General features: G+C 30.4%; 26 protein-coding genes. 17 read left to right on the plus strand and 9 right to left on the minus strand.

Translation table 11 applies throughout. From position 1 onward, the window contains the following. Nucleotides 1-7: 7 nt before the first annotated feature. Genes ABXT55_RS07575 through pnp form a run of 11 tightly spaced genes read left to right on the plus strand, consistent with a single transcriptional unit; the run spans nt 8 to nt 12519 of the window. Nucleotides 8-418, plus strand: a complete 411-nt coding sequence (locus ABXT55_RS07575; RefSeq protein ID WP_415284698.1) for a Fur family transcriptional regulator — start codon at nt 8-10, stop codon at nt 416-418. Nucleotides 419-422: 4 nt separating this feature from the next. Next, a complete protein-coding gene (gene miaB / locus ABXT55_RS07580; protein WP_415284699.1) occupies nt 423-1763 on the plus strand; it encodes a tRNA (N6-isopentenyl adenosine(37)-C2)-methylthiotransferase MiaB in 1341 nt (446 codons plus the stop codon). A gap of 1 nt (nt 1764) precedes the next feature. Next, the gene (locus ABXT55_RS07585) at nt 1765-2766 is read left to right on the plus strand and encodes a PhoH family protein (RefSeq protein ID WP_415284701.1); all 1002 of its coding nucleotides are present in this window, start codon (nt 1765-1767) and stop codon (nt 2764-2766) included. Further along, on the plus strand, nt 2759-3229 hold the full coding sequence (gene ybeY / locus ABXT55_RS07590) for an rRNA maturation RNase YbeY (protein WP_415284702.1): 471 nt from the start codon (nt 2759-2761) through the stop codon (nt 3227-3229). The genes ABXT55_RS07585 and ybeY overlap by 8 nt, the downstream gene beginning before the upstream one ends. Then, a complete protein-coding gene (gene lnt / locus ABXT55_RS07595) occupies nt 3222-4757 on the plus strand; it encodes an apolipoprotein N-acyltransferase (protein WP_415285466.1) in 1536 nt (511 codons plus the stop codon). Before ybeY ends, lnt begins: the two co-directional genes overlap by 8 nt. A gap of 1 nt (nt 4758) precedes the next feature. After that, nucleotides 4759-5928, plus strand: coding sequence for a methionine adenosyltransferase (gene metK, locus ABXT55_RS07600; RefSeq protein WP_415284704.1), 1170 nt, complete (start codon nt 4759-4761; stop codon nt 5926-5928). Nucleotides 5929-5987: 59 nt separating this feature from the next. Beyond that, nucleotides 5988-7580 carry a transcription termination factor NusA gene (gene nusA / locus ABXT55_RS07605; RefSeq protein ID WP_415284705.1) on the plus strand — a complete coding sequence of 531 codons (1593 nt, stop codon included), beginning with the start codon at nt 5988-5990 and terminating at the stop codon, nt 7578-7580. 10 nt (nt 7581-7590) lie between these two features. Beyond that, nucleotides 7591-9795 (plus strand): translation initiation factor IF-2, encoded by a 2205-nt coding sequence (gene infB, locus ABXT55_RS07610; protein WP_415284706.1) that lies wholly within the window; start codon nt 7591-7593, stop codon nt 9793-9795. Beyond that, complete coding sequence (gene rbfA, locus ABXT55_RS07615) at nt 9795-10163, plus strand: 30S ribosome-binding factor RbfA (RefSeq protein ID WP_415284707.1); 369 nt, start codon at nt 9795-9797, stop codon at nt 10161-10163. The genes infB and rbfA overlap by 1 nt, the downstream gene beginning before the upstream one ends. A gap of 13 nt (nt 10164-10176) precedes the next feature. Then, nucleotides 10177-10425: a 30S ribosomal protein S15 gene (rpsO, locus tag ABXT55_RS07620; RefSeq protein ID WP_006997516.1), complete on the plus strand. Its 249-nt coding sequence runs from the start codon at nt 10177-10179 to the stop codon at nt 10423-10425. 21 nt (nt 10426-10446) lie between these two features. Further along, nucleotides 10447-12519 (plus strand): polyribonucleotide nucleotidyltransferase, encoded by a 2073-nt coding sequence (gene pnp / locus ABXT55_RS07625; RefSeq protein ID WP_415284708.1) that lies wholly within the window; start codon nt 10447-10449, stop codon nt 12517-12519. Nucleotides 12520-12627: 108 nt separating this feature from the next. Here pnp and ABXT55_RS07630 read toward each other — a convergent pair whose 3' ends face one another. From ABXT55_RS07630 to fabA, 3 genes are read right to left on the minus strand one after another with little or no spacing between them, the layout of a single operon-like run. Continuing rightward, complete coding sequence (locus ABXT55_RS07630; RefSeq protein ID WP_415284709.1) at nt 12628-13413, minus strand: enoyl-ACP reductase; 786 nt, start codon at nt 13411-13413, stop codon at nt 12628-12630. Beyond that, nucleotides 13414-14625 (minus strand): beta-ketoacyl-ACP synthase I, encoded by a 1212-nt coding sequence (fabB, locus tag ABXT55_RS07635; RefSeq protein WP_415284710.1) that lies wholly within the window; start codon nt 14623-14625, stop codon nt 13414-13416. Beyond that, nucleotides 14622-15125 carry a bifunctional 3-hydroxydecanoyl-ACP dehydratase/trans-2-decenoyl-ACP isomerase gene (fabA, locus tag ABXT55_RS07640; protein ID WP_415284711.1) on the minus strand — a complete coding sequence of 168 codons (504 nt, stop codon included), beginning with the start codon at nt 15123-15125 and terminating at the stop codon, nt 14622-14624. Before fabA ends, fabB begins: the two co-directional genes overlap by 4 nt. Before the next feature lie 72 nt (nt 15126-15197). Between fabA and ABXT55_RS07645 the strand changes: the two genes are divergently transcribed. The 4 genes from ABXT55_RS07645 to ABXT55_RS07660 all read left to right on the plus strand — a co-directional run bounded on the left by ABXT55_RS07645 (nt 15198) and on the right by ABXT55_RS07660 (nt 18131). After that, entirely contained in the window at nt 15198-15626 is a 429-nt protein-coding gene (locus ABXT55_RS07645; RefSeq protein WP_415284712.1) for a Fur family transcriptional regulator, read from the plus strand. A 104-nt stretch (nt 15627-15730) separates the two neighbouring features. After that, nucleotides 15731-16147 (plus strand): rubrerythrin family protein, encoded by a 417-nt coding sequence (locus tag ABXT55_RS07650; RefSeq protein ID WP_271512302.1) that lies wholly within the window; start codon nt 15731-15733, stop codon nt 16145-16147. Nucleotides 16148-16203: 56 nt separating this feature from the next. Then, complete coding sequence (locus tag ABXT55_RS07655; protein WP_415284713.1) at nt 16204-17535, plus strand: (Fe-S)-binding protein; 1332 nt, start codon at nt 16204-16206, stop codon at nt 17533-17535. A 2-nt stretch (nt 17536-17537) separates the two neighbouring features. Then, on the plus strand, nt 17538-18131 hold the full coding sequence (locus tag ABXT55_RS07660) for a DUF3501 family protein (RefSeq protein WP_415284714.1): 594 nt from the start codon (nt 17538-17540) through the stop codon (nt 18129-18131). Here ABXT55_RS07660 and ABXT55_RS07665 read toward each other — a convergent pair. Genes ABXT55_RS07665 through ubiE form a run of 6 tightly spaced genes read right to left on the minus strand, consistent with a single transcriptional unit; the run spans nt 18124 to nt 23252 of the window. Continuing rightward, the gene (locus ABXT55_RS07665) at nt 18124-18573 is read right to left on the minus strand and encodes an SH3 domain-containing protein (RefSeq protein WP_415284715.1); all 450 of its coding nucleotides are present in this window, start codon (nt 18571-18573) and stop codon (nt 18124-18126) included. The two genes, ABXT55_RS07660 and ABXT55_RS07665, sit on opposite strands and share 8 nt — an antisense overlap. After that, complete coding sequence (locus ABXT55_RS07670; protein WP_415284716.1) at nt 18570-19325, minus strand: HesA/MoeB/ThiF family protein; 756 nt, start codon at nt 19323-19325, stop codon at nt 18570-18572. Before ABXT55_RS07670 ends, ABXT55_RS07665 begins: the two co-directional genes overlap by 4 nt. Further along, nucleotides 19322-19759, minus strand: coding sequence for a dUTP diphosphatase (dut, locus tag ABXT55_RS07675; protein WP_415284717.1), 438 nt, complete (start codon nt 19757-19759; stop codon nt 19322-19324). The genes ABXT55_RS07670 and dut overlap by 4 nt, the downstream gene beginning before the upstream one ends. 6 nt (nt 19760-19765) lie before the next feature. Beyond that, on the minus strand, nt 19766-20971 hold the full coding sequence (gene coaBC / locus ABXT55_RS07680) for a bifunctional phosphopantothenoylcysteine decarboxylase/phosphopantothenate--cysteine ligase CoaBC (protein ID WP_415284718.1): 1206 nt from the start codon (nt 20969-20971) through the stop codon (nt 19766-19768). Nucleotides 20972-20979: 8 nt separating this feature from the next. Further along, entirely contained in the window at nt 20980-22548 is a 1569-nt protein-coding gene (gene ubiB / locus ABXT55_RS07685; protein ID WP_415284719.1) for a 2-polyprenylphenol 6-hydroxylase, read from the minus strand. Continuing rightward, the gene (gene ubiE, locus ABXT55_RS07690; RefSeq protein WP_415284720.1) at nt 22548-23252 is read right to left on the minus strand and encodes a bifunctional demethylmenaquinone methyltransferase/2-methoxy-6-polyprenyl-1,4-benzoquinol methylase UbiE; all 705 of its coding nucleotides are present in this window, start codon (nt 23250-23252) and stop codon (nt 22548-22550) included. Before ubiE ends, ubiB begins: the two co-directional genes overlap by 1 nt. A 35-nt stretch (nt 23253-23287) precedes the next feature. Here ubiE and mutM point away from each other — a divergent pair, with 35 nt between their 5' ends. Together mutM and rpsT are read left to right on the plus strand one after the other, a co-directional pair. Further along, a complete protein-coding gene (gene mutM, locus ABXT55_RS07695) occupies nt 23288-24151 on the plus strand; it encodes a bifunctional DNA-formamidopyrimidine glycosylase/DNA-(apurinic or apyrimidinic site) lyase (protein WP_415284721.1) in 864 nt (287 codons plus the stop codon). A gap of 50 nt (nt 24152-24201) precedes the next feature. Continuing rightward, on the plus strand, nt 24202-24462 hold the full coding sequence (rpsT, locus tag ABXT55_RS07700; protein ID WP_415284722.1) for a 30S ribosomal protein S20: 261 nt from the start codon (nt 24202-24204) through the stop codon (nt 24460-24462). The last annotated feature ends 321 nt before the right edge of the window (nt 24463-24783 follow it).

The following is a 24783-nucleotide window of genomic DNA, read 5'->3' on the forward strand; positions in this document are numbered from 1 at the left end:
ATTCAAAATGTCAAAAAATATTGAACAAAAATGTTTAGCTAAAGGAGTAAAGCTAACTGATCAAAGAAAAATTATTGCCAAAGTAATGTCTGAGTCTAATGATCATCCAAACGTGGATGAGCTTTATAATAGAGTTTCAATAATTGACTCAAAAATTAGTATCGCGACAGTCTATAGAACAGTCAAACTTTTTGAAGAATCTGGAATATTAGCCAAGCATGAATTTAAAGGAGGAAAAGCAAGATATGAAGAATTAAACGAAGGGCACCACGATCATTTAATAGATGTTAAGTCTGGTGAAATTATAGAGTTTGTTGATGAAGAGATTGAAAAGCTTCAAGAAAAAATTGCAGCTAAATATGGTTATAAACTTGTTGACCATAAACTAGAATTATATGGTGTAAAAAAAAAGTCTTAACTAAATGGTAAAAAAAATTTTTATTAAAACTTTTGGTTGTCAAATGAACGAGTACGACTCCAATCGAATATTTGATACGGTTAAAGAAATTGGTTTTGAAAAAACTGATAAATATGAAGATGCAAACTGTTATCTTCTAAACACATGTCATATTAGAGATAAAGCAAAAGAAAAAGTTTATCATGAAATAGGTAGGGTAAAAAAAATTTTTAGATCAAAAGAAAAACCGATCATTATTGTAGCAGGTTGTGTAGCTCAAGCTGAAAATCAAGAAATGTTAAAGAGGGAACCCTATATAGATATTGTTATAGGACCACAATCTTATCATAAAATTAATGAAGTAATATTAAAACACTCCAACGATAAAAAAAAAGAAGAAGAAACTGAGTTTGATACAATTTCTAAATTCAATTATTTAAGTAAAATTAAAAATAAAGATAGTAAGGTATCGTCATTTCTTACTATTCAAGAAGGTTGTGATAAGTTTTGTCATTTTTGTGTAGTTCCTTATACGCGTGGACCTGAATACTCTCGGCCGTTTCAGCAAATTATTAACGAAGCTAAAGAATTAGTTGAAGCAGGCGCTAAAGAGATTATTTTACTAGGGCAAAATGTTAATGCTTATAGTTATAATGTTCAAAATACTGAATTTAGATTATCAGACTTACTATTGGAGCTAGATAGCTTTGATCAATTGGAAAGAGTTCGGTACACAACTTCTCACCCTAAAGACATGACAGAAGATTTGCTTAATGTGTATAAACAATCGACTAAACTAATGCCTTTAGTTCATTTGCCCGTACAAAGCGGATCAAACAAAATTTTAAAATTAATGAATAGAAAGCATACCATTGAGGAATATTTAAAAGTTTATGAAAATCTAAAAAGTATTAATCCTAAGATAGAATTCTCTAGTGATTTTATCATAGGTTACCCAGATGAAAATGAGGAAGATTTTAAAAAAACTATGGAATTAATTGAAAAAGTTAAATTTACTAATTCATATTCTTTTATTTTTAGCCCAAGACCTGGAACAGTTGCGGCAGAGCTTAAGTTAGTTGACCCTAAAAAATCTAAAGGAAGATTAGAAATTATTCAAAAGAAACTATTTAAAAATCAAATTAAAAAAAATAAATCTTTAGAAGGAAAGGTTCTTAATGTTTTAGTTGAAAATAAAATGAAGGATGGAATCAAATTATTTGGTAGAACTGAATACATGACTTCAGTAATTTTTGATGGTAACATAGATTGTATTGGAAAAATTGTGCAGGTTGAAATAACTAGTAGTAATCAAAATAGTTTATTTGGAAAATTACAAGAAAGTATAAAAAAAAAAGTAGCATAAATTGAATAATACAAATTTAAAAAAAATTAACTCCACATTAAAGTTTGTATATTCTGACAACAATTCATTAAGTGTTATATTTCATGACAATGATTTACTCATGGGAGTGGTGGGTGAATTTAATGAAAATCTAAAAGAGCTAGAGAAAATTACCAATACAAGTTTATACTCAAGAGGAAATTCTATTATAATTAAATCGACACCTGAACAAAATGAAGTAACTAAAAATGCTATTCAATTTTTAGCAAATCAATTTATTAATAATGGAAGTATTGAAAAAAAAGATATAATCTCATCCATAGATAAATTTATGATTGAGGAAAAAGTAAAAAATCAAAATGTTTCAGACATAATTAAAACACCAAAAAAATCTGTTATACCAAGATCTGAAAAACAAAAAGAATATGTTAGAGCCTTAAGACAAAGTGATATCACCATATCAGCAGGACCTGCTGGTACAGGAAAGACATTTCTAGCTGTAGCCGTAGGTTTAACTATGCTTTTAGATAAAAAGATTGAAAGAATTATTTTATCAAGGCCAGCAGTCGAAGCTGGAGAAAGATTGGGTTTTTTACCAGGAGATATGAAGGAAAAAGTAGATCCATACCTAAGACCTTTGTATGACTCGTTATATGATTTATTTGATTTTGAAAAAATACAAAGAATGATCGAAATTGGAGATATCGAAATAGCACCTTTAGCTTTTATGAGAGGAAGAACATTGAAAAATTCTTTTGCTATTTTAGATGAAGCCCAAAACGCAACAGATACACAGATTAAAATGTTTTTAACACGTATAGGAGAAAATTCTAAAATTGTTATAAATGGAGATCCATCACAAATAGATTTGCCACACAAAAATATGTCTGGATTAAATAAATCTAAAAAATTACTAGGACACTTAAAAGAGATATCTGTAGTAGATTTTGATCATTCTGATGTAGTAAGGCACCCTTTAGTTTCTAAGATTGTTAAGGCTTATTCAGATAAAGAAAATGATTAGTATTGATGTAGTTTCAGACAACAACCTTTGGAACAAAAAAATAAAGAAAAAAAAAGTTTTTTTTAATACTTTAGTTAAATTTTTTCCTAAAAAATATAGATTTATAGGAAAAAAAATAAATTTGAGCATTCTTTTATCTGATAATAAAAATATTAAAAAACTCAACAAAAGTTTTAGAAACAAAAACAAATCAACGGATGTTCTGTCTTTTCCCTTCGAAAAAAAACTTAATTTAAAAAAAGATACTTATCTTGGTGACATAGCAATTAGTTACACCTTTATGAATAGCCCTAAAAACATAAGTAACTTAGATTTTAAAGACAAAGTTACAAAAATATTTATTCATGGATTTCTCCATTTATTAGAGCATGATCACGTAAAATTAAAAGATTTTAAAAAAATGAATAAAGAAGAAGAAAAAATTTATAAATTTGTTAAAATTAAAAGTAGAAAACTTGTCTAAAAGAAATTTTCTAAATGCTTTCTATATTTTTTTTTTAGGAGCTATTAGCTCTTACAGTTTACCACCCTACAATTATTTTATAATTAATTTTTTTACCTTCTCGTTGTTTTTTATATTTCTTTATAAAAAAAGAGAAAAAAATTTAATAAGTAAATCCTTTTTTAAATATGGATGGTTTTTTGGGTTTGGATATTTTTTGTCTAGTTTATATTGGATATCAATTTCATTAACATTTGATGAAAGTTTTAAATTTTTAATGCCAATAGCTATAATTTTATTGCCAGCTTTTTTAGCTATATTTTATGGCGTAATAACTTACTTATTTGCTGCTTTTTATTCAAAAAATTTAATCAGCTCATTTTTTATTTTTTCGATTCTATTTGGAAGTATTGAGTTTATTAGAGGGTTTATATTTACAGGTTTTCCTTGGAATTTAATTGCATATAGTTTTTCTGAAAATATTTATTTTATTCAAATTCTCTCAGTTATTGGAACCTATTCTTTTAATTTATTTTGTATCTCTCTTTTTTCTGTACCCGCTGTATTTATTTTGAGACAAGATAGAAAACAAATTATAGTTAGTTTTTTCTTTATTTTAATTTCAGCAGCTTTTTTAATTTTTGGAAATCTAAAAAATAATCAATTTAATTCTTTAGATAATATAAAAAATCCTTTTGTAATTAGGGCAATATCTCCAAACATTAGTTTGGATAGATTTTACTCAAAACAAGATGAATTAGAGATGATTAATGAGCTGATAGCTCTGAGTGCACCAGAAAAAAAAATACCTACAATTTTTTTATGGCCAGAAGGAATTATTCCAGACAGCTATTTAAAAGATATGAACATTTATAAAGATTTATTTTCGAACAATTTTGGAGATGATGATTTAATTATTATGGGTCTAAATAGCATAGAAACAATTGATGATAAAAATTCGTTTTATAATTCAATGGCAGTTTTTAATAATAAAATGGAAATCATCAAAAGTTACAATAAAGTTAATCTCGTTCCTTTTGGTGAGTTCATCCCTTTTGAAAATATACTAAGTTTAATAGGACTTAAAACTGTTACTAATAGCTATCAATCATTTTCTAGTGGAAAGGACAGAGCTCCTCTTAATATTAAAAATAATGAAATTGACTTAAATTTACTTCCTTTAATTTGCTATGAAATAATTTATTCAGGAAAATTATCTAAAAATAACGATTTTGATTATATAATTAATATTTCAGAAGATGGGTGGTTTGGAAATTCTATAGGTCCAAAGCAACATTTTTCGCATAGTATATTCAGATCAATTGAAAGTGGAAAATATATAATTAGGTCTGCAAATAATGGGATTTCAACAATTATCAATCCAATAGGTGTTATTGAAAAAAAAGTAGATTTTGGTTCTACAGGATCTATTGATTTTACTACAAGTAAACTTGGCAAATCAACGTTATTTATGAAGTACGGTAATAAAATATTTTTTATGATAATTTTAATATATATTTTTTTAATCTTTTCATTTAATAGACTTTAATATGAGTAATTTAAAAAACTTTTTATTTACAAGTGAATCTGTATCTGAAGGTCATCCAGATAAGGTTTCAGATCGTATCTCAGACATGGTAGTAGATAGCTATCTCACAGGAGACCCTTTCTCTAGAGTGGCCTGTGAAACCTTAACCACCACTAATAAAGTTGTGCTTGCTGGTGAAGTAAGGGGACCCGAAATTAAGGAAGAAGAACTTTATCAAAAAGTTAGAGATTGTATTAAAGATATTGGATATGACCAGGATGGTTTTACTTGGAGGGAGGCAACAAAAATTGAAAGTCATCTTCATTCACAATCGGCAGACATCGCTATGGGTGTAGATTCTTTAGGAAATAAAGATGAAGGAGCTGGTGATCAAGGAATAATGTTTGGATATGCTTGTAATGAAACTGAAGAATTAATGCCAGCACCAATTCATTATTCTCATAAAATTTTAAGATTAATGGCTGAAGATAGAAAATCTGGAAAATTGAAAAATATAGAACCAGATTCAAAAAGCCAAGTTACTTTTGAGTATACCGATGGAAAGCCAACTAAAGTAAAATCAGTTGTAATATCCACACAACACACAGCCGATGTAGATCAAGCTAAGGTTAGAGAGTTACTAAGACCATACTTATTAAAATCAATTCCAGGAAATTTTTTAAAAGATTTTAATGAAGAAGAATTTTATGTAAACCCTACAGGAAACTTTGTAATAGGAGGACCTGATGGAGACTGTGGATTAACAGGGAGAAAAATTATTGTGGATACTTATGGTGGAGCGGCACCTCATGGTGGAGGAGCTTTTTCAGGAAAAGACCCAACCAAAGTAGATAGATCAGCAGCGTATGCAGCAAGGTATATTGCAAAAAATGTTGTTGCTTCAAATATTACAGATAAATGCTTAATACAGTTAGCTTATGCAATTGGTGTTTCAAAACCTTTATCTATTTATGTAGATTTATTTGATAATGATTTAGAAAAAAATAAATTTGTTACAGAAGAAATTTCAAAAAACTTTGACTTAAGCCCAAGAGGGATAAGAGAAATGTTAGGTTTAAATAAACCAATTTATGAAAAAACAGCAGCCTATGGGCACTTTGGTAGAATACCAGGGGCCGATGGTTCATTTTCGTGGGAAAAGACTGATAAAAAGGGTTTTTTTTCTAAATAGTTACTATTGAATTAAAAAAAATTCTTTATATATTGCCCTTACATTATTGAAATTACAGAATGGGCTTTAGCCCATTTTTTTTTGAAGCTAATAAAAATATGTTAAATAGAAGATCAGATAAATTAGAACTATTAAGAATAGCTGAAGCAGTTGCTTTAGAAAAATCTATAGATAAAGAATTAATTATTGATTCCATGGAAACTGGAATTGCAAAAGCTGCAAAAGCAAAATTTGGACAGGATAATGAAATTAAAGTTTTAATAGATAGAGAAAATGGAGATATTGGAATTTTTAGAAAATTAATTGTTGTTGAAAAACCTGAAAACACAAATACAGAAATTAATGTTCAAGATGCAATTATTTTAAACGAAGAAAATAAAGATAAAAAAATAGGTGATGAAATTTTACAACCACTGCCCTCTTTTGATTTTGGTAGAATTGCAGCTCAAACAGCAAAACAAGTTATTACTTTCAATGTAAGAGAGGCAGAGCGAGAAAGACAATATAATGATTTCATTGATAAAAAAGATTCAATTTTAAGTGGAATTGTTAAACGACTAGAATTTGGAAATGTAATAGTTGATCTAGGAAGAACAGAAGCAATTATTCAAAAGAATGAAATGATTCCAAGAGAAAACATTAAAGCTGGAGATAGAATTAAAGCTTATTGTTATGATGTAAAAAGAGAAACGAGAGGACAGCAAATATTTTTATCAAGAGCCCACCCTAAATTTATGGAAAAACTTTTTGTTCAAGAAGTTCCAGAAATTTATGATGGTTTAATTGAGATTAAATCATCAGCAAGAGATCCTGGAAGTAGAGCAAAAATTTGTGTGAAAGCAGTTGATGCCTCATTAGACCCAGTAGGAGCATGTGTTGGAATGAGAGGGTCAAGAGTTCAAGCAGTTGTGAATGAACTACAAGGAGAAAAAATTGATATTGTTAATTGGTCTGAAGATCCAGCGATAGTAGTTTCAAATGCTTTATCACCAGCTGAAGTTCAAAGAGTTAATGTTGACAGTGTGGCAAAAAAATTAGATGTAATTTTAACTGAAGAAAATTTAAGTAAAGCAATTGGTCGTAGAGGTCAAAATGTAAGGCTTGCTACAAAACTATTAAATTACGAAATTAACATAATGACTGATGCTGAAGATTCAGAAAGAAGACAATCAGAGTTTAAAGAAAAAACAGAAAATTTTGTAAAAAATTTAGAGCTGGATGAAACATTAGGACAACTACTTGTTGCTGAAGGGTTCTCTTCAATTTCAGATATTAAAGATAGCACGCCAGAAAGACTAATGAAGATTGAAGGTATTGAAGAAGATACTGCTAAAGCTTTAATTGAAAGAGCAAAAGAATTTCATCAAAAAGACCAAGAAGATATCACCCAAAGAATTAAAGATTTGGGATTACAAGATGATCTTATAAATCACAAAGGTTTAACGCCAGGAATGCTAGTTACATTGGGTGAGCAAAAAATTTTAAAACTAGAAGATTTTGCCGATCTTGCATCTGATGAATTAACGGGTGGTTATGACGTTGTTAAAGGAGAAAGAATTAAAATTCAAGGATACCTTGAAGATTTTGCTTTATCAAAAACAGAAGCAGACGAGTTAATTATGTCTGCGAGAAGTATAATTTATAAAGATTGAGTAATGAAATATGGACAACAAAAAAACAAAATTAACACTTTCTGGCATAGCCAAAAAATCGATAGATAATATAGAATTAGCAAAAACTCAAAGTAAAAATTCAGTTGTAATTGAAAAAAAACCTAGCAAATTTGCTCCTAGAGGTAACTTCAGTAGACCAGTAAGTGTGAGATCAAAACCTGTGGTTAGTCCTACAGGAAGCGTTGTACCAAGAACTGTTACAGCACCTAAGCCATCTTCACCAATAACTAATGATTATGAAAAACGTAAATTAGCTGAACAGAGAGCAACAAGAAGACTTAAAGGTGACACAGGTAAACCTGATACTAAAAAAAGAGAATTAAAATTAACCGTTTCAAGGGCCTTAAGTGACCAGATCGAAGCAAGAACAAGAAGTATGGCTTCGCTTAAAAGAGCAAAGCTAAAAGAAAATAGAGAACTAACTAAAGAAGAAATCCAAGAAAGTTTAAAACCAGTTAAGCGAGATATTAATATTCCTGAAGCGATTACAGTTAGAGAACTTGCTAATAGAATGGCTGAACAATCTAGCAATGTAATTAAACATTTATTTGGTATGGGGGTTACGGTTACGATTAACCAAACTTTAGCAGCAGATACTGCTGAGTACCTAGTAAAAGAATTTGGGCACAACCCTATAAGAGAAACTAAAGCAGAAGAAATTATTCAAAAAATAAAAGAGTCTAGATCTGAAAATTTAAAAAATAGACCTCCGATTGTAACTGTGATGGGTCATGTTGATCATGGTAAAACTTCAGTGCTAGATGTTTTAAGAAGTGCAAATGTGGTCTCAGGAGAGTTTGGTGGAATAACTCAACATATAGGTGCTTATCAAATAGAGCATGAATCAAATAAAATAACTTTTATTGATACTCCAGGTCATGCTGCATTTACAGAGATGAGAGCTAGAGGATCAAAGTTAACCGATGTTGTAGTGTTAGTTGTTGCAGCAGATGATGGTGTTAAACCTCAAACAATAGAATCTATTAAACATGCAAAAGCTGCAAACGTTCCAATTGTTGTAGCGATAAATAAATGTGATTTGCCAGATGCGGATCCTCAAAAAATTAAAAATCAACTTTTAGAGTACGAGCTTATTGCAGAAGATTTGTCAGGAGATACTTTGATGGTTGAAATTTCTGCAAAAACTAAAAAGAATTTAGACAAATTAGTAGAATCGATAGTTCTACAAGCAGAAATTTTAAATTTAAAAACTGATTTCGAATCTAACGCAACAGGTATTGTATTAGAGTCAAAAATTGATGTAGGTAGAGGAGCTGTCGCAACAGTTGTAGTTACATCGGGAACAATAAAAAAAGGTGATTTTTTTGTTAGTGGATTAAAGTGGGGGAAAGTAAGAGCTCTAATTAATGATAAAGGACAAAATATTAATGAAGCACCACCATCGTCTCCCGTAGAAATTTTAGGAATTAATGGAGCAGCAAAATCAGGAGATGATTTCATTGTATTAGATACTGAAAAGGAAGCAAAAATGTTAAGCGAGACTAGAGCTGAAGAAACTAAAACTGGAGGGAGTTCTCTAACTTTTGCAACTCAAGATTCTGCTTTTGCAGATAAATCTGCTGCAGAGTTAAACATTATCATAAAATCTGATGTACATGGATCTGCTGAAGCAATCAAGAGTGCAATCAATCAAATCACTCATGATGAGGTTAAGCCTAAAATAATTTTATCTGATATTGGAATGGTAACCGAAACTGATGTAACTTTAGCAAAGGCATCAAATGCTACTTTAATTGCATTTAATGTTAAGCCAAGTAAAGAAGCAAAAAAATTAGCAGAAAATGAAAAGGTAAAAATTTCTTCATATAATATTATTTATGAAGTTTTAGATTATATTAAATTAAGAATGTCGGGCTTACTTACTCCAGACGTTCAAGAAACAATTAATGGTACTGCTCAAATTTTAGAAATTTTCAAAGTTTCTGGAACAGGAAAAGTTGCTGGTTCTAAAGTAACTGAAGGTGAAATAGTGAGTGGTGCAAATGCTAGAATAATTAGAGATGGAGCAATTATCTATACAGGTAAAATCAGCACGATATTTAGAGAAAAAGATCAGGCTAAACAGGTTAGTAATGGCCAAGAATGTGGAATAACCCTTAAAGATTTTATCGATTTTCAAAAAAATGATATAATTGAATCTTATAGCACGACTTCAACAGAGAGAACGATATAATGGCTGATAGAATAGGAAAACCGGTATCACAGAGGCAATTAAGGGTTGGAGAGATGATTAAGCAATCTTTAGGTATGATTTTTGCCAGAAATGAAGCTAAGGTGCCCAATTTAGAAACTAACACTGTAACGGTTACAGAAGTAAAAATGAGCCAAGACCTTAAAATTGCAAAAGCTTATGTTTTGCCTCTAGGTGGAAAAGATACAGAAAAGGTTATTAAAAAATTAAGAGAATATTCTTTTTTAATTAGAAAAGTTTTATCTCAGAAAGTAATTATGAAATATATGCCAAAAATACTTTTTGCTAAGGATGACTCTTTTGAATACGCAGAAAAAATAGAAAACTTAATAAAACAAACAAACAAATAGGAAAATAAATAGTATGACGAAAAAAGCAGAAGAATTAAAAATGCATGAGAAGGACACCGGTTCTTCAGAGGTACAAATTGCATTATTAACAGGAAAAATTGAAACTCTTTCAGCACACATTAAGCAATTCAAAAAAGATAAACACTCTTCGGTTGGATTGTTAAGAGCAGTAAATAGAAGAAAAAAATTGTTAGAATATTTAAAGAAAAATAAATTCGATTCTTACAAAAATGTATTAACACAATTAAATTTAAGAAAATAGATAGAAGGAAACGGAAAATAGATGTTCAAAGTATATAAGAAGGAAATTGAAGTAGCAGGTAAGAAGATAAGTTTAGAAACAGGTAAAGTAGCAAGACAAGCAGACGGAGCAATCATTGCTTCATGCGGTGAAACAGTTATTTTAGCAACAGTAGTAGGAGCAAAAAAAGTAAATCCAGATATGGATTATTTTCCTCTATCTGTAAATTACCAAGAAAAATATTACGCAGGGGGTAAAATTCCTGGTGGATATTTTAAAAGAGAAGCAAGACCAACTGAAAGTGAACAATTGATCTCAAGATTAATTGATAGACCAATCAGACCTTTGTTTCCAAGTGAATTTAAAAATGAAGTTCAGTTGTTACCAACAGTAATTTCATATGACAAAGATAATCAACCAGATATTTTAGCAATTACAGCTTCTTCAGCAGCGCTAGCTATTTCAGGAATGCCATTTATGGGTCCTGTGGGTGCTTCAAGAGTTGGTTTAGTTGATGGTAAATATATATTAAACCCATCAAAAGCTGAGCTAGAAAACTCTACTTTAGATTTAGTTGTAGCAGGTACTAAAGATGCTGTGCTTATGGTTGAGTCTGAGACTAAAGGTTTAACAGAAGAAGTAATGTTAGATGCAGTTAAGTTTGGCCACGAAGGTTTTGTACCAGTAATCGAAATGATCGAGGAACTTGCAAAAGAATGCAGAAAGCCAGAATGGACTGTTGAGAAAAAAGATTTATCAGAAGTTAAGAAAAAACTTGAAGAAAACTTTACAGCAGATTTAACTAAAGCTTTTGCAACAATAGACAAACAAGATAGATCAAATCAAATTTCAGAAATTTCTGATAAAGCAAAAAAGCTTTTTGCAGAAGACGAAAATTACTCTGATTTTAATGTTAATGATGAATTAAAAAATCTTGAAAAGAAAATTGTTAGAACTGATATTCTTAAAAACAAAAAAAGAATAGATGGTAGAGGTCTAGCCGATGTAAGAGCTATTGAGTGTGAAGTTGGTGTTTTACCAAGAACTCACGGATCAGCTTTATTTACTAGAGGAGAAACACAAGCGATTGTTGTTACTACTTTAGGTACATCTGACGATGAACAAAGATTGGAAAGTCTAGATGGACAGCATAGAGAAAGATTTATGCTTCATTATAACTTTCCTCCTTTCTCAGTTGGAGAAACTGGAAGAATTGGAACTGGAAGACGTGAAGTTGGCCATGGAAAATTAGCATGGAGAGCAATTAATTCTTCACTACCTTCAAAAGAAGAATTTCCATATACTTTCAGAATAGTGTCTGAGATTACAGAATCTAACGGTTCTTCTTCAATGGCGAGTGTTTGTGGTGCATCTCTTGCGCTTATGGATGCTGGAGTGCCAATTAAAGAGCCAGTTGCAGGTATTGCAATGGGATTAATTAAAGAAGGCGATGACTTTAGTGTCTTATCAGATATTTTAGGTGATGAAGATCATCTTGGAGATATGGACTTTAAGGTTGCTGGAACCAAAGATGGAATTACTTCACTTCAAATGGATATTAAAATTACAGGTATCACATTTGAAATCATGGAGCAGGCTTTAAAACAAGCTAAAGAAGGAAGAGTTCATATCTTGGGTGAAATGAATAAAGTCTTAAGTGAATCAAGAGCTGATGTTGGTGAACACACTCCAAAAATGGAACAAATTACTGTTGATAAAAAAGATATAGCAGCTGTAATTGGAAAAGGTGGAGCAACAATTAGAGAGATTGTTGAAAAGTCAGGTGCAAAAGTTGATGTGAATGATGAAGGTGTGGTAACAGTTTCTGCTCCAGACGAAGAGTCCAGAAACATTGCTATGCAGATTATTAAAGACATCACAGCAAAAGCTGAACTTAATAAAATTTACTCAGGTAAAGTAATGAAAATTATGGAGTTTGGTGCATTTGTAAACTTCTTAGGTAAACAAGATGGTCTTGTTCACATCTCAGAACTTGCTGCTAAAAGAGTAGAAAAAGTTACTGATGTTGTTAAAGAAGGCGATGAAGTAAAAGTTAAAGTGATTGGTTTCGATAGAGGTAAAGTTAAACTTTCTATGAAGCAAGCTACTGAATAATACTTTAAATTAAAATTCTAAACCCCTGGAATGAAAGTTCTGGGGTTTTTTATGGGGCACCTGACAACATAAACGCTCCTAATATTTTTAACCAAATTTAACTATATTTTAGGTAATATTCTTAGGATCTGGCATTCCAACCTTGTTGTAGCCAGCATCTACGTAGTGAATTTCACCAGTAACACCAGCAGCAAGGTCACTTAGTAGATATAATGCTGAATTTCCAACATCATGGATATCTACATTTCTTTTAAGGAAAGAATGGTCTTCATTCCATTTATATAAGAATTTTGCATCTCCAATAGCAGAAGCTGCTAGTGTTTTAATAGGTCCAGCACTTATAGCATTTACTCTCATGCCCTTAGCACCAAGATCTCTAGCTAAGTATTTTACACTTGCTTCAAGAGCAGATTTACAAACACCCATTACGTTATAATTTGGAATAGCTTTAGTAGACTCGTAAGTTAAAGTTAACATGCTTCCACCCTCTTTCATTAACTTAGATGCTTCTTTTGCAACTTCTGTAAATGAAAAACATGAAATCAACATACTTCTTAAAAAGTTTTCTCTAGTTGTATTTAAATATTCACCTGATAATTCTGATTTGTCTGAAAAAGCAACAGCGTGAACTACAAAATCAATTTGTCCCCATTCAGATTTAATATCTTCAAAAAGTTTTATTACCTCTTCTTTATTCTCAACATCACAACTAAATGTAGCTTTTGAATTTAATTTTTCTGCTAAAGGAATTACCCTTTTCTTTAGTGCATCACCAAGATAAGTGAATGCAAGTTCTGCTCCAGCTTCTGCTAATTTTTGTGAAATGCCCCAAGCAATTGATCTTTCATTGGCAACTCCCATGATCAATCCTCTTTTACCTTTCATTAAACTCATTTAAACCTTTTCAAAAATTAAAGTTGCATTTGTTCCACCAAAACCAAAACTGTTAGACATTACAGAGTTTAATTTAACACCTGTTTCAGTCTTAGTTATGATTGGAAATTTTTTAGCTTCATCATCCATGTCATTAATGTTAGCTGATGCAGTAATGAAACTATTTTTCATCATGATTAAACTATAAATTGCTTCATGAACCGAAGCAGCACCTAGCGGGTGACCAGAAAGAGATTTAGTAGAACTAATTTTTGGTACCTCAGCACCAAATGCTTCTCCAACACCTCTAAGCTCTGTTATATCTCCAACTGGAGTTGATGTTCCATGAGTGTTTAAGTAGTCCATTTCGTTTTTAGCTGTCGCTAAAGCCATCTTCATACACCTAACAGCACCTTCACCTGATGGGGCTACCATATCATACCCGTCAGAAGTAGCGCCATAGCCTGTTAATTCAGCATATATGTTTGCGCTTCTAGCTTTTGCATGCTCGTACTCTTCAAGCACTAAAACTCCACCACCACCTGCTATTACAAAGCCATCTCTAGTTTTATCGTAAGCTCTAGAAGCAGTTTCAGGTGCATCATTGTATTTAGAAGACAAAGCAGTCATTGCATCAAACATTGCAGTCATAGCCCAGTGTAATTCTTCACTTCCACCTGCAAATACAACATCTTGTTTACCCATTTGAATTAATTCACTTGCATGACCGATGCAGTGTCCGCTAGTTGCACATGCGGAACTCATCGTATAATTAACTCCTTTGATTTTAAAAGGTACAGCAAGAGTTGCTGAAGATGTACTAGCCATAGTTCTTGGAACAATAAATGGTCCCATTAATTTTGGTGTTTTAGCTCTAGTCTTATCAACAGACAAAACTACATTTTCAATTGAAGGACCACCAGAACCCATAACAATTCCAGTTTTAAAATTACTAACATCTTTATCTTCTAATCCAGAATCTTCAATTGCCTCTTTCATTGCTATATAATTATAAGCTGATCCTGATCCCATAAATCTTATTGTTTTTCTATCAATGTGATCTTCAAGTTTTATGTTTGGTTTGCCATGAACATGGCTTCTTAAATTATATTCTTTATATTCTTCTGCATACGAAATTCCTGATTTTGAATTTAATAAAGATTGATGAACCTCTTCTTGATTGTTTCCTAAACAAGATACAATTCCTAAACCTGTTACTACTACTCTTCTCATTGTTTAAATAACCCCACTTTTAAATTTTCTGCTGAATATATTTTTTTGTCATCTGCAAATACTAAACCATTTGCAAGACCAACTGTTGTTCCGCCTGGTGCCATAACTTTTTTCATATCAATTTCATATCTTACATTTCTAACATTTTGCAAAACTTCACCAGTGAATTTGACTGTACTCACTCCTAAAGCTCTTCCTTTACCTGGATTACCAAGCCAGCCAAGATAAAAACCAACTAGTTGCCACATAGCATCTAAGCCAAGACAACCTGGCATAACAGGGTCTTCTTTAAAGTGACAATCAAAAAACCAAAGGTCTTCTTTGATATCAAGCTCTGCTTTTAAAGAGCCTTTATTAAAAGTACCATTGTCCTCGTTGATTTCTGTTATTCTATCAAACATGAGCATTGGTGGAAGTGGTAATTTTGCATTACCTGGGCCAAAAAGCTCCCCATTTCCGCAGCTTATTAGCTCATCGTATGTGAATGAGTTTTTTTTCATAAAATGAGTCCCTTAATACTTGATTTATCGTGATTATAATATAGAAATAGTTTAGAACTATTATAAACAGTAATGAGCAATATAAGTGTATACACAAAAAAATTAAGAGAATCTGGCTTAAGACCAACAAGACAGAGGCTAAAAATTTGTGAAGTATTGTTTTCATCTGAAAAGACCTTTCATTTTACAATAAATGATCTGACTAAAATTATTGAGGATAAGCTGAGTGAAAAAATTTCTTTAGCAACAGTTTACAATACAATTCATGCATTTGAAAAAAAAGGATATTTAAAAGAAATTTCTATCAACTCAGATAAAAGTTATTTTGACACTAACGTAACCGAGCACCATCATTTTTTTGACGAAGATACAAATGAGTTAATTGATTGTAGTAATGAAGATATTGATTCTGTTAATATAAAAAAAAATATCACAGGAAAAAAAATAAAATCAGTAGAAGTATTGATCAAAGTTGCGAGTGATAATCAAAGTCAAAAATAATTTAATAATTTCAACAATTTAGCATTTACATTAAAACAATTCTAAACTGTTGACATACAGTTTAGAATGATTATATATATTTCATAATCATTAAGGAGAAAAATATGTCATTAAAAGGTAGTAAAACAGAAGAAAACTTAAAAGATGCATTTGCAGGCGAGAGCCAAGCAAACAGACGTTATTTATATTTTGCTCAGAAAGCAGATATCGAAGGTTATAACGATGTAGCATCTGTATTTAGATCTACAGCTGAAGGTGAAACAGGTCATGCACATGGACACCTTGAGTATCTTGAAGAAGTTGGGGATCCAGCAACAGGACTACCAATTGGTGAAACTAAAGCAAATTTAGCTTCAGCGGTGCAAGGTGAAACGCATGAATATACAGACATGTACCCTGGTATGGCAAAAACAGCTAGAGAAGAAGGCTTTTCAGAAATTGCTGATTGGTTTGAAACTTTAGCAAAAGCTGAAAAATCACACGCAGGTAAATTCCAAAAAACATTAGAATCTATTGCGTAAATAAGACTTAATTTATGGTGGGGTTCTTCCCCACCATTAAATCCTAAATTTTAAATATGAGCAAAGAAGGCAGCATAGATGCACCCATTAGGCACCCAATAAATTTTGAGCACCCTGATTTTTTAGACCCCAAAAAATTAGATGACGAAATGAGAAGAGCATTTGATATCTGTCATGGATGTAGAAGGTGTTTTAATTTATGCGACTCGTTTCCAAAATTATTTGACATGATAGATGAGTCAGAAAATGAAGATGTAGAAAGTTTAAAAAGTGAACAGTTTGAACCTGTAGTAGATGCCTGCACTTTATGTGATATGTGTTTTATGACCAAGTGTCCTTATGTTCCACCGCATGATTTTGATTTAGACTTTCCTCATTTAATGTTGAGATATAGAACGGCTCAAAAAAAATTAAATAAGTTGCCAGCAGTGCCAGCGCAACTAGCTCAAATTGATAGAAATGCAAAAATTGGTGTACTGCTGTCATCACTAATAAACTGGGCATCAAACATTAAAAATACATTTTTTAGAAAAATATTAGAATTAGTTGCTGGAATTGATATGAGAGTTAAACTACCAATCTATAATTCAGAAACATTTACAAATTATTTTAAAAAAAATAATATTCCAACAAATAGTGAAGCTCCATCTAAAGATAGAAAAGTTGTAATTTATTCTACATGTTTTGTTAATTTTAATAAAAAAGATACAGGAGTAGCAGCATTAAAAGTTTTAAAAAAAAATGGAGTAGAGGTTCAAGAGGCTTATCCAGGTTGTTGTGGAATGCCTTATCTTGAACAAGCAGATTTACCAAAAGTTGTAGAGCAAGCTAAAAAAGTTTCCAAAGATTTATTGGAGTGGGTAGACAAGGGTTATCAAATTATTACTTTAACAGCTAGTTGTGGCTTAATGTTAAAATTTGAATGGCCTTTATTATTACCAAATGATGAAAGTATTAAAAGACTATCAAAAAGTGTTAGTGATATAGATGAATATATCGTTGATATAGCACAAAACGAGGGCCTAGCAGAAGGCCTACAAGAAATTGATGGTGGAGTTACGGTTCACAACGCATGTCATGCAAGAGCACAAAACATGGGTATTAAATCTAGAGATATGCTGAAATTTATCCCTAATATAAAAATGGATGTTGTTGAAAGATGTGCTGGTCATGGGGGAACTTTTGGTGTGATGAAGGAAACTCACGATTTAGCTGTAAAAGTTGGAACTCCAACAGCAAGACAAATTAAAAATAAAAATAATAAATACATGGCTTCAGATTGTCCTTTGGCTGGTAAACATTTAAAACAATTAGAAACAGACACAAATATTGCAAATGATGAGGCACTTCACCCTATCGAATTAATGGCAAAAAGTTATAGATTATAATTATGAGCAAAGAAAAAAGACAAATAGAAAAAGAAGATTTATTAGCTTTTGATATTTATGCAAAAAGCAGAAAACAAATCAGAAAAGATTTAGTTGAATTTAAAAAAGATAGAAGAATAGCACTTGGTCCTTATGCCACTTTTTATTTTGAAAGTTTTGAAACTATGGTTGCTCAAGTTCAAGAGATGCTTCACATCGAAAAAGGTGGAGATGAGCAGTTAAAAGATGAGTTAATAGCCTACAACCCTTTGGTTCCAAACGGAAAAGAACTTACAGCTACACTAATGTTTGAAATTGATAATCCAATTTCAAGAGCTGCATTTTTAGGTAAAGTTGGAGGAATTGAGGAAAAAATATTCATAAAAATTAATGATGAAGTTGTTAAAGCTGTTCCAGAAGAAGATGTTGACAGAACATCATCAGAAGGAAAAGCTTCATCAGTACAGTTTATCCATTTTAAATTAAATGATGATCAAATTTCTAAATTTAAGTCAGATGGCGCAACTATTGAACTTGGAATTGATCATAAAGAATACACTCACACCACAAGACTAGCTGAAAATAGTGTTAAATCACTATGTGCTGATTTTATTTAATAGAACCCCAAACATTTTCATTTTTGACCCAACCTGAATAATCATCAGTCTTCACATAACACCATATATTCTCACATTTTTTTAAAACTAACAGTCTTCCTTTTTCTAATTTGGCTATTGGTTTTGAAAAGTTAGATGGTTTTTTATATAAGATTTCATCTTCTAAAATAATAATAGAGTTTGATGGTTTCAACTGACTCCAATGAATCCAACCACTATTATTATCAAAAAATACTACTCTTCTCCAGTTCTCTTTTTTGTCTATCTGTTTTACAGGCAAATTAATCTTTCTATAAACATATTTAATAGAACGATCTATGCTTGGCCCATACCTAACATTAGTCTTATTTTTTTTTAGAGATAAAAATTTTTCCTCAGCACTTATGAATTGAATACTTAAAATTAATAGACAAAAACACCAAATAGCTATTTTTTTTATCATTTACAAAAACAGTTTTTTCTTTTTTTAAGTTTAACTTTTCTAAAGTTTAAGTGCAATAAATCTAAGATAAAAATACATCCATCAAGACCCTTTCCAATACCAAGTATTTTCTTTAAAACTTCGTTTGCTTGTATAATTCCAACTATACCAGCAACAGTACCAAGAATACCTTCAGACTCACAATTTAATAAATCATCTGAAATATCAGAGTCTTGAAAAAAACATCTTAAACATGGAATTTTTTTATTCTTAAAATTAAAAGTAAATATATGCCCGTCAAATTTACTTATAGCTCCAGTTACAAGTATTTTTTTAAATTTATAACAAAAATCATTTAATAAAAATTTTGTGGAAAAATTATCAGAGCCATCAACTATATAATCATAATTTTTTATAATTTTCTTAAAATTAGTTTTATTTAGTCTTATTTTGTAAATCTTAATTTTAATAATTGGATTTATTTTTTTAATCTTAACCCTTGCTACTTGAACCTTAAATTTTCCTATATCACTAGTATTATAAAGACTTTGTCTGTGTAGATTAGATAAACTAACTTTATCATCATCAACTATTCCTATCGAACCAACACCGGCTCTTGCAAGAAATTCAGCAACAGGAGACCCTAAGCCACCCATTCCAACAATTAAAACTTTTGCAGATATAATTTTTTTTTGCCCTATAGTGCCAATATCCTTTAGTACTATTTGTCTTGAATATCTCTCTATTGACGCTTTTATTAATTGGCTACTCATTTACCTGTTGAACCAAATCCACCATCACCTCGTAATGTATCGGGTAAATTACCTGTTTCTTCAAGCTCCATCTTAATTACAGGTATCAAAACCATTTGAGCTATTCTATCTTTATTGTTGATAAGGAAATCTTCTTTACCATGATTAAAAAGTATAACTTTAATTTCTCCTCTATAATCGCTATCAATTGTTCCTGGAGTATTTAAAACTGTAATACCTTTTTTAGCAGCTAAACCAGATCGAGGACGAATTTGGACTTCATAATCCTCTGAAAATGCCATTGAAAGGCCTGTAGGAACTAAATATGAGCTATTAGGGGCTATCCTAATAGGCTCTTCTATAAAAGCCATCAAATCCATACCTGAAGCACCATCTGTTTTGTACGCAGGTAATTCTACTTTAGGATTTAATTTTTTGATTAATACTTTAGTCACTAAATTTTAATTTAATTTTTTAATAACTCTATCTACGATTTCATCAGAAATTTCAGATTTACTTTTTATTGTAAGTTTTTCATCATTCATATTTTTTTCTCTATAATAAATTGAAACCTCATTAAAACTAGAGTCAAATCCAATTGCTTTATTAGAAACATCATTTGCTATTATCCAGTCACAATTTTTTTCTTCTAATTTTTTTTTTGCATTTTCTTCCACATTATTAGTTTCTGCAGCAAATCCAATTACTAACTTCGGTCTTAGAGAATTATGCTTTGATACATAATTTAAAATATCAATATTTTTTTCTAGTTCTAAATGTAATTTTTCCTGTTTTTTTATTTTACTATTATTTATTTCTATAACCTTAAAGTCAGCAACAGCTGCTGAAAAAATTGCTACATCAGCTGGTAGATTATCTTGTGTAGCTTTAAGCATCTCATCTGCAGTTTCTACTTTAATTAAGTTTATATTGTTGCCCACCTCTAAATTAGTAGGTCCAGAAATTAAAGTAGTTTGAAAACCTCTTTTAGCGAGTGCTTTTGCTAAAGCATGGCCTTGTTTCCCAGAAGATTTATTTGTTATAAATCTTACAGGATCAATATACTCATTAGTTGGTCCAGCCGTTACTAAGGCTTTTAGTTTATAATTCTTATTTAATTCACTAAAGTATGAATTAATTTCTTGAACAATATTATCTGGTTCAGTCATTTTACCTTCACCAAATTCTCCACAGACCATATCACCAACTTCAGGACCTATAATTTTATAACCAAATGATTTTAGTTTTTTAAGATTTTCTTTAGTTGATGGGTGTTCCCACATTCTAACATTCATAGCTGGTGTTAAAAAAATATCTTTATCAGACGCTAAAATTACAGTTGAAGCCAGATCTTCAGAAGACCCTACACTCAATTTTGAAATTGTATTAGCTGTAGCTGGAGCCACAACAATTAAGTCTGCCCATCTAGATAATGAAATATGATCCATTTCAGCCTCATTTTCAGGGTTAAATAAGTCTTCATAAACTTTTTCTTGAGATAGCGAGGCAATAGATAAAGGAGTTACAAATTCTTTGGCACTTCTAGTAAGAATAGTTTTAACTTTTGCACCTAATTTTTTTAAAGATCTAATTAGCTCCAAACTTTTATAAGCAGATATGCCACCACATACTATTAAAAGTATTTTTCTTTCAGATAAATTATTCATTGTGCGAATTAAAATACTACTAGACCAAAAATTACAAGCAGTAATAAACCAACAATAGACTGATTTCTAAAGGCAGTCATTTCAGATCTCTTTTCATTTAAGGCGGTAAATGAATTTGAATTTTGGGGGATCTGTCCACTTGCTAAAAATGATAAAGCTTGATTGGCTTTATCCATAATCTCTGGAAAATCAGGCAATCTTTTAATTACTTCAGTGGTAGTTTTTAAACTTTCATTTAAGGTATTGATGGGATCTTTTGTTTCTCTTAACCAATTTTCTAAAACCGGTTTTGAAGTCTCCCATATATTGGTATTAGGGTTAAGTTTTCTGGCCACCCCCTCAACAACTACCATTGTTTTTTGTAACATCAATAATTGTGGTTGTGTTTGCATATTAAATTTTTCAGTAACTTCAAAAAGCTGTTTTAATAATTTTCCCCCAGAAATATCTTTTACAGATTGCCCAAAGATTGGCTCACCAATAGATCTTAATGCTTGTGCTAAATCATTAACGGGTACATCTTTAGGAACTAGACCAGCAACCAAATGTACTTCAGCAACTTTTTTGTAGTCTCTTTGAATAAATCCAAATAAAATTTCAGCTAAAAATCTTTTACTAAGGTTGTCTAATCTTCCCATTATACCAAAATCTATAGGAACAATTTGCCCATTATCATCGATAAATATATTTCCTTGATGCATATCAGCATGAAAAAAACCGTCTCTAACAGCATGTCTTAAAAAATGCTGAATAACATCGGAGGCTATCCTTTTAGTATCTATGTTCCTTTTTTGTAAATCTTCTGTTTCACGAATAGAAACACCATCAACCCAATCAAGTGTCATCACATTTTCGCTTGTAAAATTCCAATAAATAGCAGGAACTCTAAAACCTGCATCATTCTTAGTATTTTCAGCATATTCATTTGCAGCTGCTGCCTCAAATCTTAAATCCATTTCCAAATTAGTTATTTCTTTAAGAAGAAAGACAACTTCTACCAATTTTAATCTTTTTGTTTTTTTTATAAATGATTCAACCATAAAAGCAAAAAGCATCAAGGCATCTATTTCTTCATTAAAAACTTTTTTAATATCTGGTCTCAAAATTTTAATAGCAACATCTTTTATGGTTCCATTGTCATTTATTTTTGCCTTATGAACCTGCGCTATCGAAGCAGCTGCAACTGGCTCACTTAAATCAATGATTGAATTGAAGGTGTCATCTCCTAGGTCTTTTTTAATTATTGCTTTTGCTTCAGATAAGGTAAAGGCTGGCAATCTATCTTGTAAACCTTCTAACTGTTTTGCTAAATCATCCCCAATAATATCAGGTCTAGTAACTAGAAATTGTCCTAATTTAATAAATGTAGTTCCCATTGATTGTAGTGATTTAGAAAGTCTTGCACCTTCATTTTCGTTTAAATTAGTTTTGTTAGGCGCTGAAAAAGAAAATGAAAGTATTTGAAAGATAATCTTAATTCCCAATGGTGGTTTTTTAAATTTAGAAAGAATAGCCAATATGTCAGAACGAGCTAATTTTCTTCCCAATCTAAATAAAATAAATATTTTTTTTAACATTAGATTTTCCAACCTGAATGAATAGCTACAATTCCACCTGATAAATTTCTATAACTACAGTTAATAAATCTATTTTTACTCATTAAATCGATTAACTCTTCTTGATTAATAAATTCTTCAATGCTTTTAATTAGATATTCATAAGGTTCTTTTTGTCCAGCAATAGCTTTTCCAATCAAAGGAATAAGTTTAGAATAATTTTTATATATAAAGTCCAAATTAGAATTTTGAATTTTAGAAAATTCTAAACATAGATAACGACCTCCTGGTTTTAAAACTCTATAAGCTTCTGATAGGGCTTTGTTTAGGTCTTTAGTATTTCGTAGCCCAAAACTAATTGTGTAGTAATCACAAGAATTATCTTTAATAGGCAATTTTTCAGCTGGAGCTATTATCCAATTTATATTTTTATAAGTACTTAACTTTTCTTTGCCTTTACCAATCATTCCCTTATTTGGATCGACACAAAATATTTCTCCATTTTTATCAGTTGCATCTAAAAAAAGTTTACCAAGATCTCCAGTACCGCAGGCGACATCAATTAAAGTTTTATTATTTGAAGGGTTCATCCAACTTAATAGATCTTTTTTCCAAATCCTATGAACTCCTAACGACATAAAGTCATTCATTAAATCATACTTGTCATAGACATCATCAAAGACACTTTGGACAAGGCCTTTTTTATTTTGGAGATATTGTTGCATATTAAATTTATTATTTATTGATAATATAGTCTCAAATGCCAGAATTACCAGAAGTAGAAATAGTCAAACAATCGTTATCTAAAAAAATAGAGCATAAAAAAATCAAAAAAATAATAATTACGAATAGAAACTTAAGGTTTAAAATTCCCCTAAAATTTGAAGAATTATTAAAAAATAAAATTATCAAAAGAGTAACTAGATTTTCAAAGTATTTAATCTTGAATTTTTACGATGAATCTTTTTGTTTAATTCATTTGGGAATGTCTGGAACTGTTCATTTAATAAAAAAAAATAACATTAGTAAGTTTACCAATACTAGTTTTTATAACTCACCAAGCCTCCCAAAGAAACATAACCATGTAGAAATTCATTTTGATGGTTTAAGGATTGTATACAATGACCCTAGAAGATTTGGTTTTTTTAAATTTATAGAAAATAAGAAGGAACTTGAAAAAAGATTTAGTCATTTAGGACCAGAACCTTTTTTTAAAACTTTCAACTTAGAATATTTAATTGGTTATTTTAAAAATAAAAAGAAGGATATAAAAAGTTTCTTATTAGATCAAAAATTTGTATCAGGAATTGGAAATATTTATGCTAGTGAAATTTTATTTTTATGCAAAATTAATCCAACTATCTATGCATCAAAGTTAACTAAGCAAGAGTGCAAAAAAATTATTACTTATTCAAAAAGTATACTTAATAGTGCTATAAAAAAAGGAGGCTCAAGTATTCGAGATTTTAAAAACATCACTGGAAAAAGTGGAAACTTCCAAAAAGAATTTAGAGTTTATCAAAGAGAAAACCTAAGCTGCCTCAGAAGTAAATGTAATGGTAAAATCCAAAAAATATTTATATCTAATAGATCAACTTTCTTTTGTAATACTTGCCAAAAATAGGGAATTATTCTATTGACCAGTATAAATTCTCAAGCTATACCACTGCGCTTATGGCAAACACAAAATCAGCAATTAAAAGAATTAGAAAAATTGCTACGCAAACACTAGTTAATAAGGCTCGTAAGAGCAAGTTTAGAAATGCTATAAAAAAAATGAACCTTCTTCTTGAAGAAAAGAAAAAAGATGAAGCTCTAAAATTCTTGCCAAAGTTGAATTCTGAATTAATGAAAGTTGCAAAAACTGGGATTATAAAGAAAGCAAATGCCTCAAGAAATATTTCAAGAATAACAAAGAAAATCTCAGCTCTATAATTGATTATATAAAGAGAATTTAAATTTCAACTAACAGTATTCACATCATACAAGAAATTCTATTTCTAGATTAACTACATATAGATTTAGTAAAATAATAAGAATTATAATTTATAAATCATACACTCATAGATTTTAAATTTGTAAAACTTAATGGTTAAATTAATTGTTCAATTAAATAACACTGTGGCAAAAATAATTTCTAAGAGCGAAAACAGACCACTTCGTTATTGTAATATTATAGCAGCATTTAAAAAATAATTATTCCCGTTAGGCATGATTCACCTATAGATTTAATTTATTTTTATTTTTACTAAATTA

The organism is Candidatus Pelagibacter sp. Uisw_130, from assembly GCF_047722505.1.
In the GTDB taxonomy this organism is placed as follows: Bacteria; Pseudomonadota; Alphaproteobacteria; order Pelagibacterales; family Pelagibacteraceae; genus Pelagibacter.

Coding starts and splice junctions, on each gene's coding strand:
- rpsO (WP_006997516.1), top strand. CDS start 10,177: ATGACGAAAAAAGCAGAAGAATTAAAAATGCATGAGAAGGACACCGGT.
- fabA (WP_415284711.1), bottom strand. CDS start 15,125: ATGAAAAAAAACTCATTCACATACGATGAGCTAATAAGCTGCGGAAAT.
- ubiE (WP_415284720.1), bottom strand. CDS start 23,252: ATGCAACAATATCTCCAAAATAAAAAAGGCCTTGTCCAAAGTGTCTTT.
- mutM (WP_415284721.1), top strand. CDS start 23,288: ATGCCAGAATTACCAGAAGTAGAAATAGTCAAACAATCGTTATCTAAA.
- ABXT55_RS07630 (WP_415284709.1), bottom strand. CDS start 13,413: ATGAGTTTAATGAAAGGTAAAAGAGGATTGATCATGGGAGTTGCCAAT.
- ybeY (WP_415284702.1), top strand. CDS start 2,759: ATGATTAGTATTGATGTAGTTTCAGACAACAACCTTTGGAACAAAAAA.
- ubiB (WP_415284719.1), bottom strand. CDS start 22,548: ATGTTAAAAAAAATATTTATTTTATTTAGATTGGGAAGAAAATTAGCT.
- nusA (WP_415284705.1), top strand. CDS start 5,988: ATGGGCTTTAGCCCATTTTTTTTTGAAGCTAATAAAAATATGTTAAAT.
- rbfA (WP_415284707.1), top strand. CDS start 9,795: ATGGCTGATAGAATAGGAAAACCGGTATCACAGAGGCAATTAAGGGTT.
- ABXT55_RS07645 (WP_415284712.1), top strand. CDS start 15,198: ATGAGCAATATAAGTGTATACACAAAAAAATTAAGAGAATCTGGCTTA.
- infB (WP_415284706.1), top strand. CDS start 7,591: ATGGACAACAAAAAAACAAAATTAACACTTTCTGGCATAGCCAAAAAA.
- ABXT55_RS07575 (WP_415284698.1), top strand. CDS start 8: ATGTCAAAAAATATTGAACAAAAATGTTTAGCTAAAGGAGTAAAGCTA.
- ABXT55_RS07670 (WP_415284716.1), bottom strand. CDS start 19,325: ATGAGTAGCCAATTAATAAAAGCGTCAATAGAGAGATATTCAAGACAA.
- ABXT55_RS07665 (WP_415284715.1), bottom strand. CDS start 18,573: ATGATAAAAAAAATAGCTATTTGGTGTTTTTGTCTATTAATTTTAAGT.
- miaB (WP_415284699.1), top strand. CDS start 423: ATGGTAAAAAAAATTTTTATTAAAACTTTTGGTTGTCAAATGAACGAG.
- fabB (WP_415284710.1), bottom strand. CDS start 14,625: ATGAGAAGAGTAGTAGTAACAGGTTTAGGAATTGTATCTTGTTTAGGA.
- pnp (WP_415284708.1), top strand. CDS start 10,447: ATGTTCAAAGTATATAAGAAGGAAATTGAAGTAGCAGGTAAGAAGATA.
- rpsT (WP_415284722.1), top strand. CDS start 24,202: ATGGCAAACACAAAATCAGCAATTAAAAGAATTAGAAAAATTGCTACG.
- coaBC (WP_415284718.1), bottom strand. CDS start 20,971: ATGAATAATTTATCTGAAAGAAAAATACTTTTAATAGTATGTGGTGGC.
- ABXT55_RS07660 (WP_415284714.1), top strand. CDS start 17,538: ATGAGCAAAGAAAAAAGACAAATAGAAAAAGAAGATTTATTAGCTTTT.
- ABXT55_RS07650 (WP_271512302.1), top strand. CDS start 15,731: ATGTCATTAAAAGGTAGTAAAACAGAAGAAAACTTAAAAGATGCATTT.
- ABXT55_RS07655 (WP_415284713.1), top strand. CDS start 16,204: ATGAGCAAAGAAGGCAGCATAGATGCACCCATTAGGCACCCAATAAAT.
- metK (WP_415284704.1), top strand. CDS start 4,759: ATGAGTAATTTAAAAAACTTTTTATTTACAAGTGAATCTGTATCTGAA.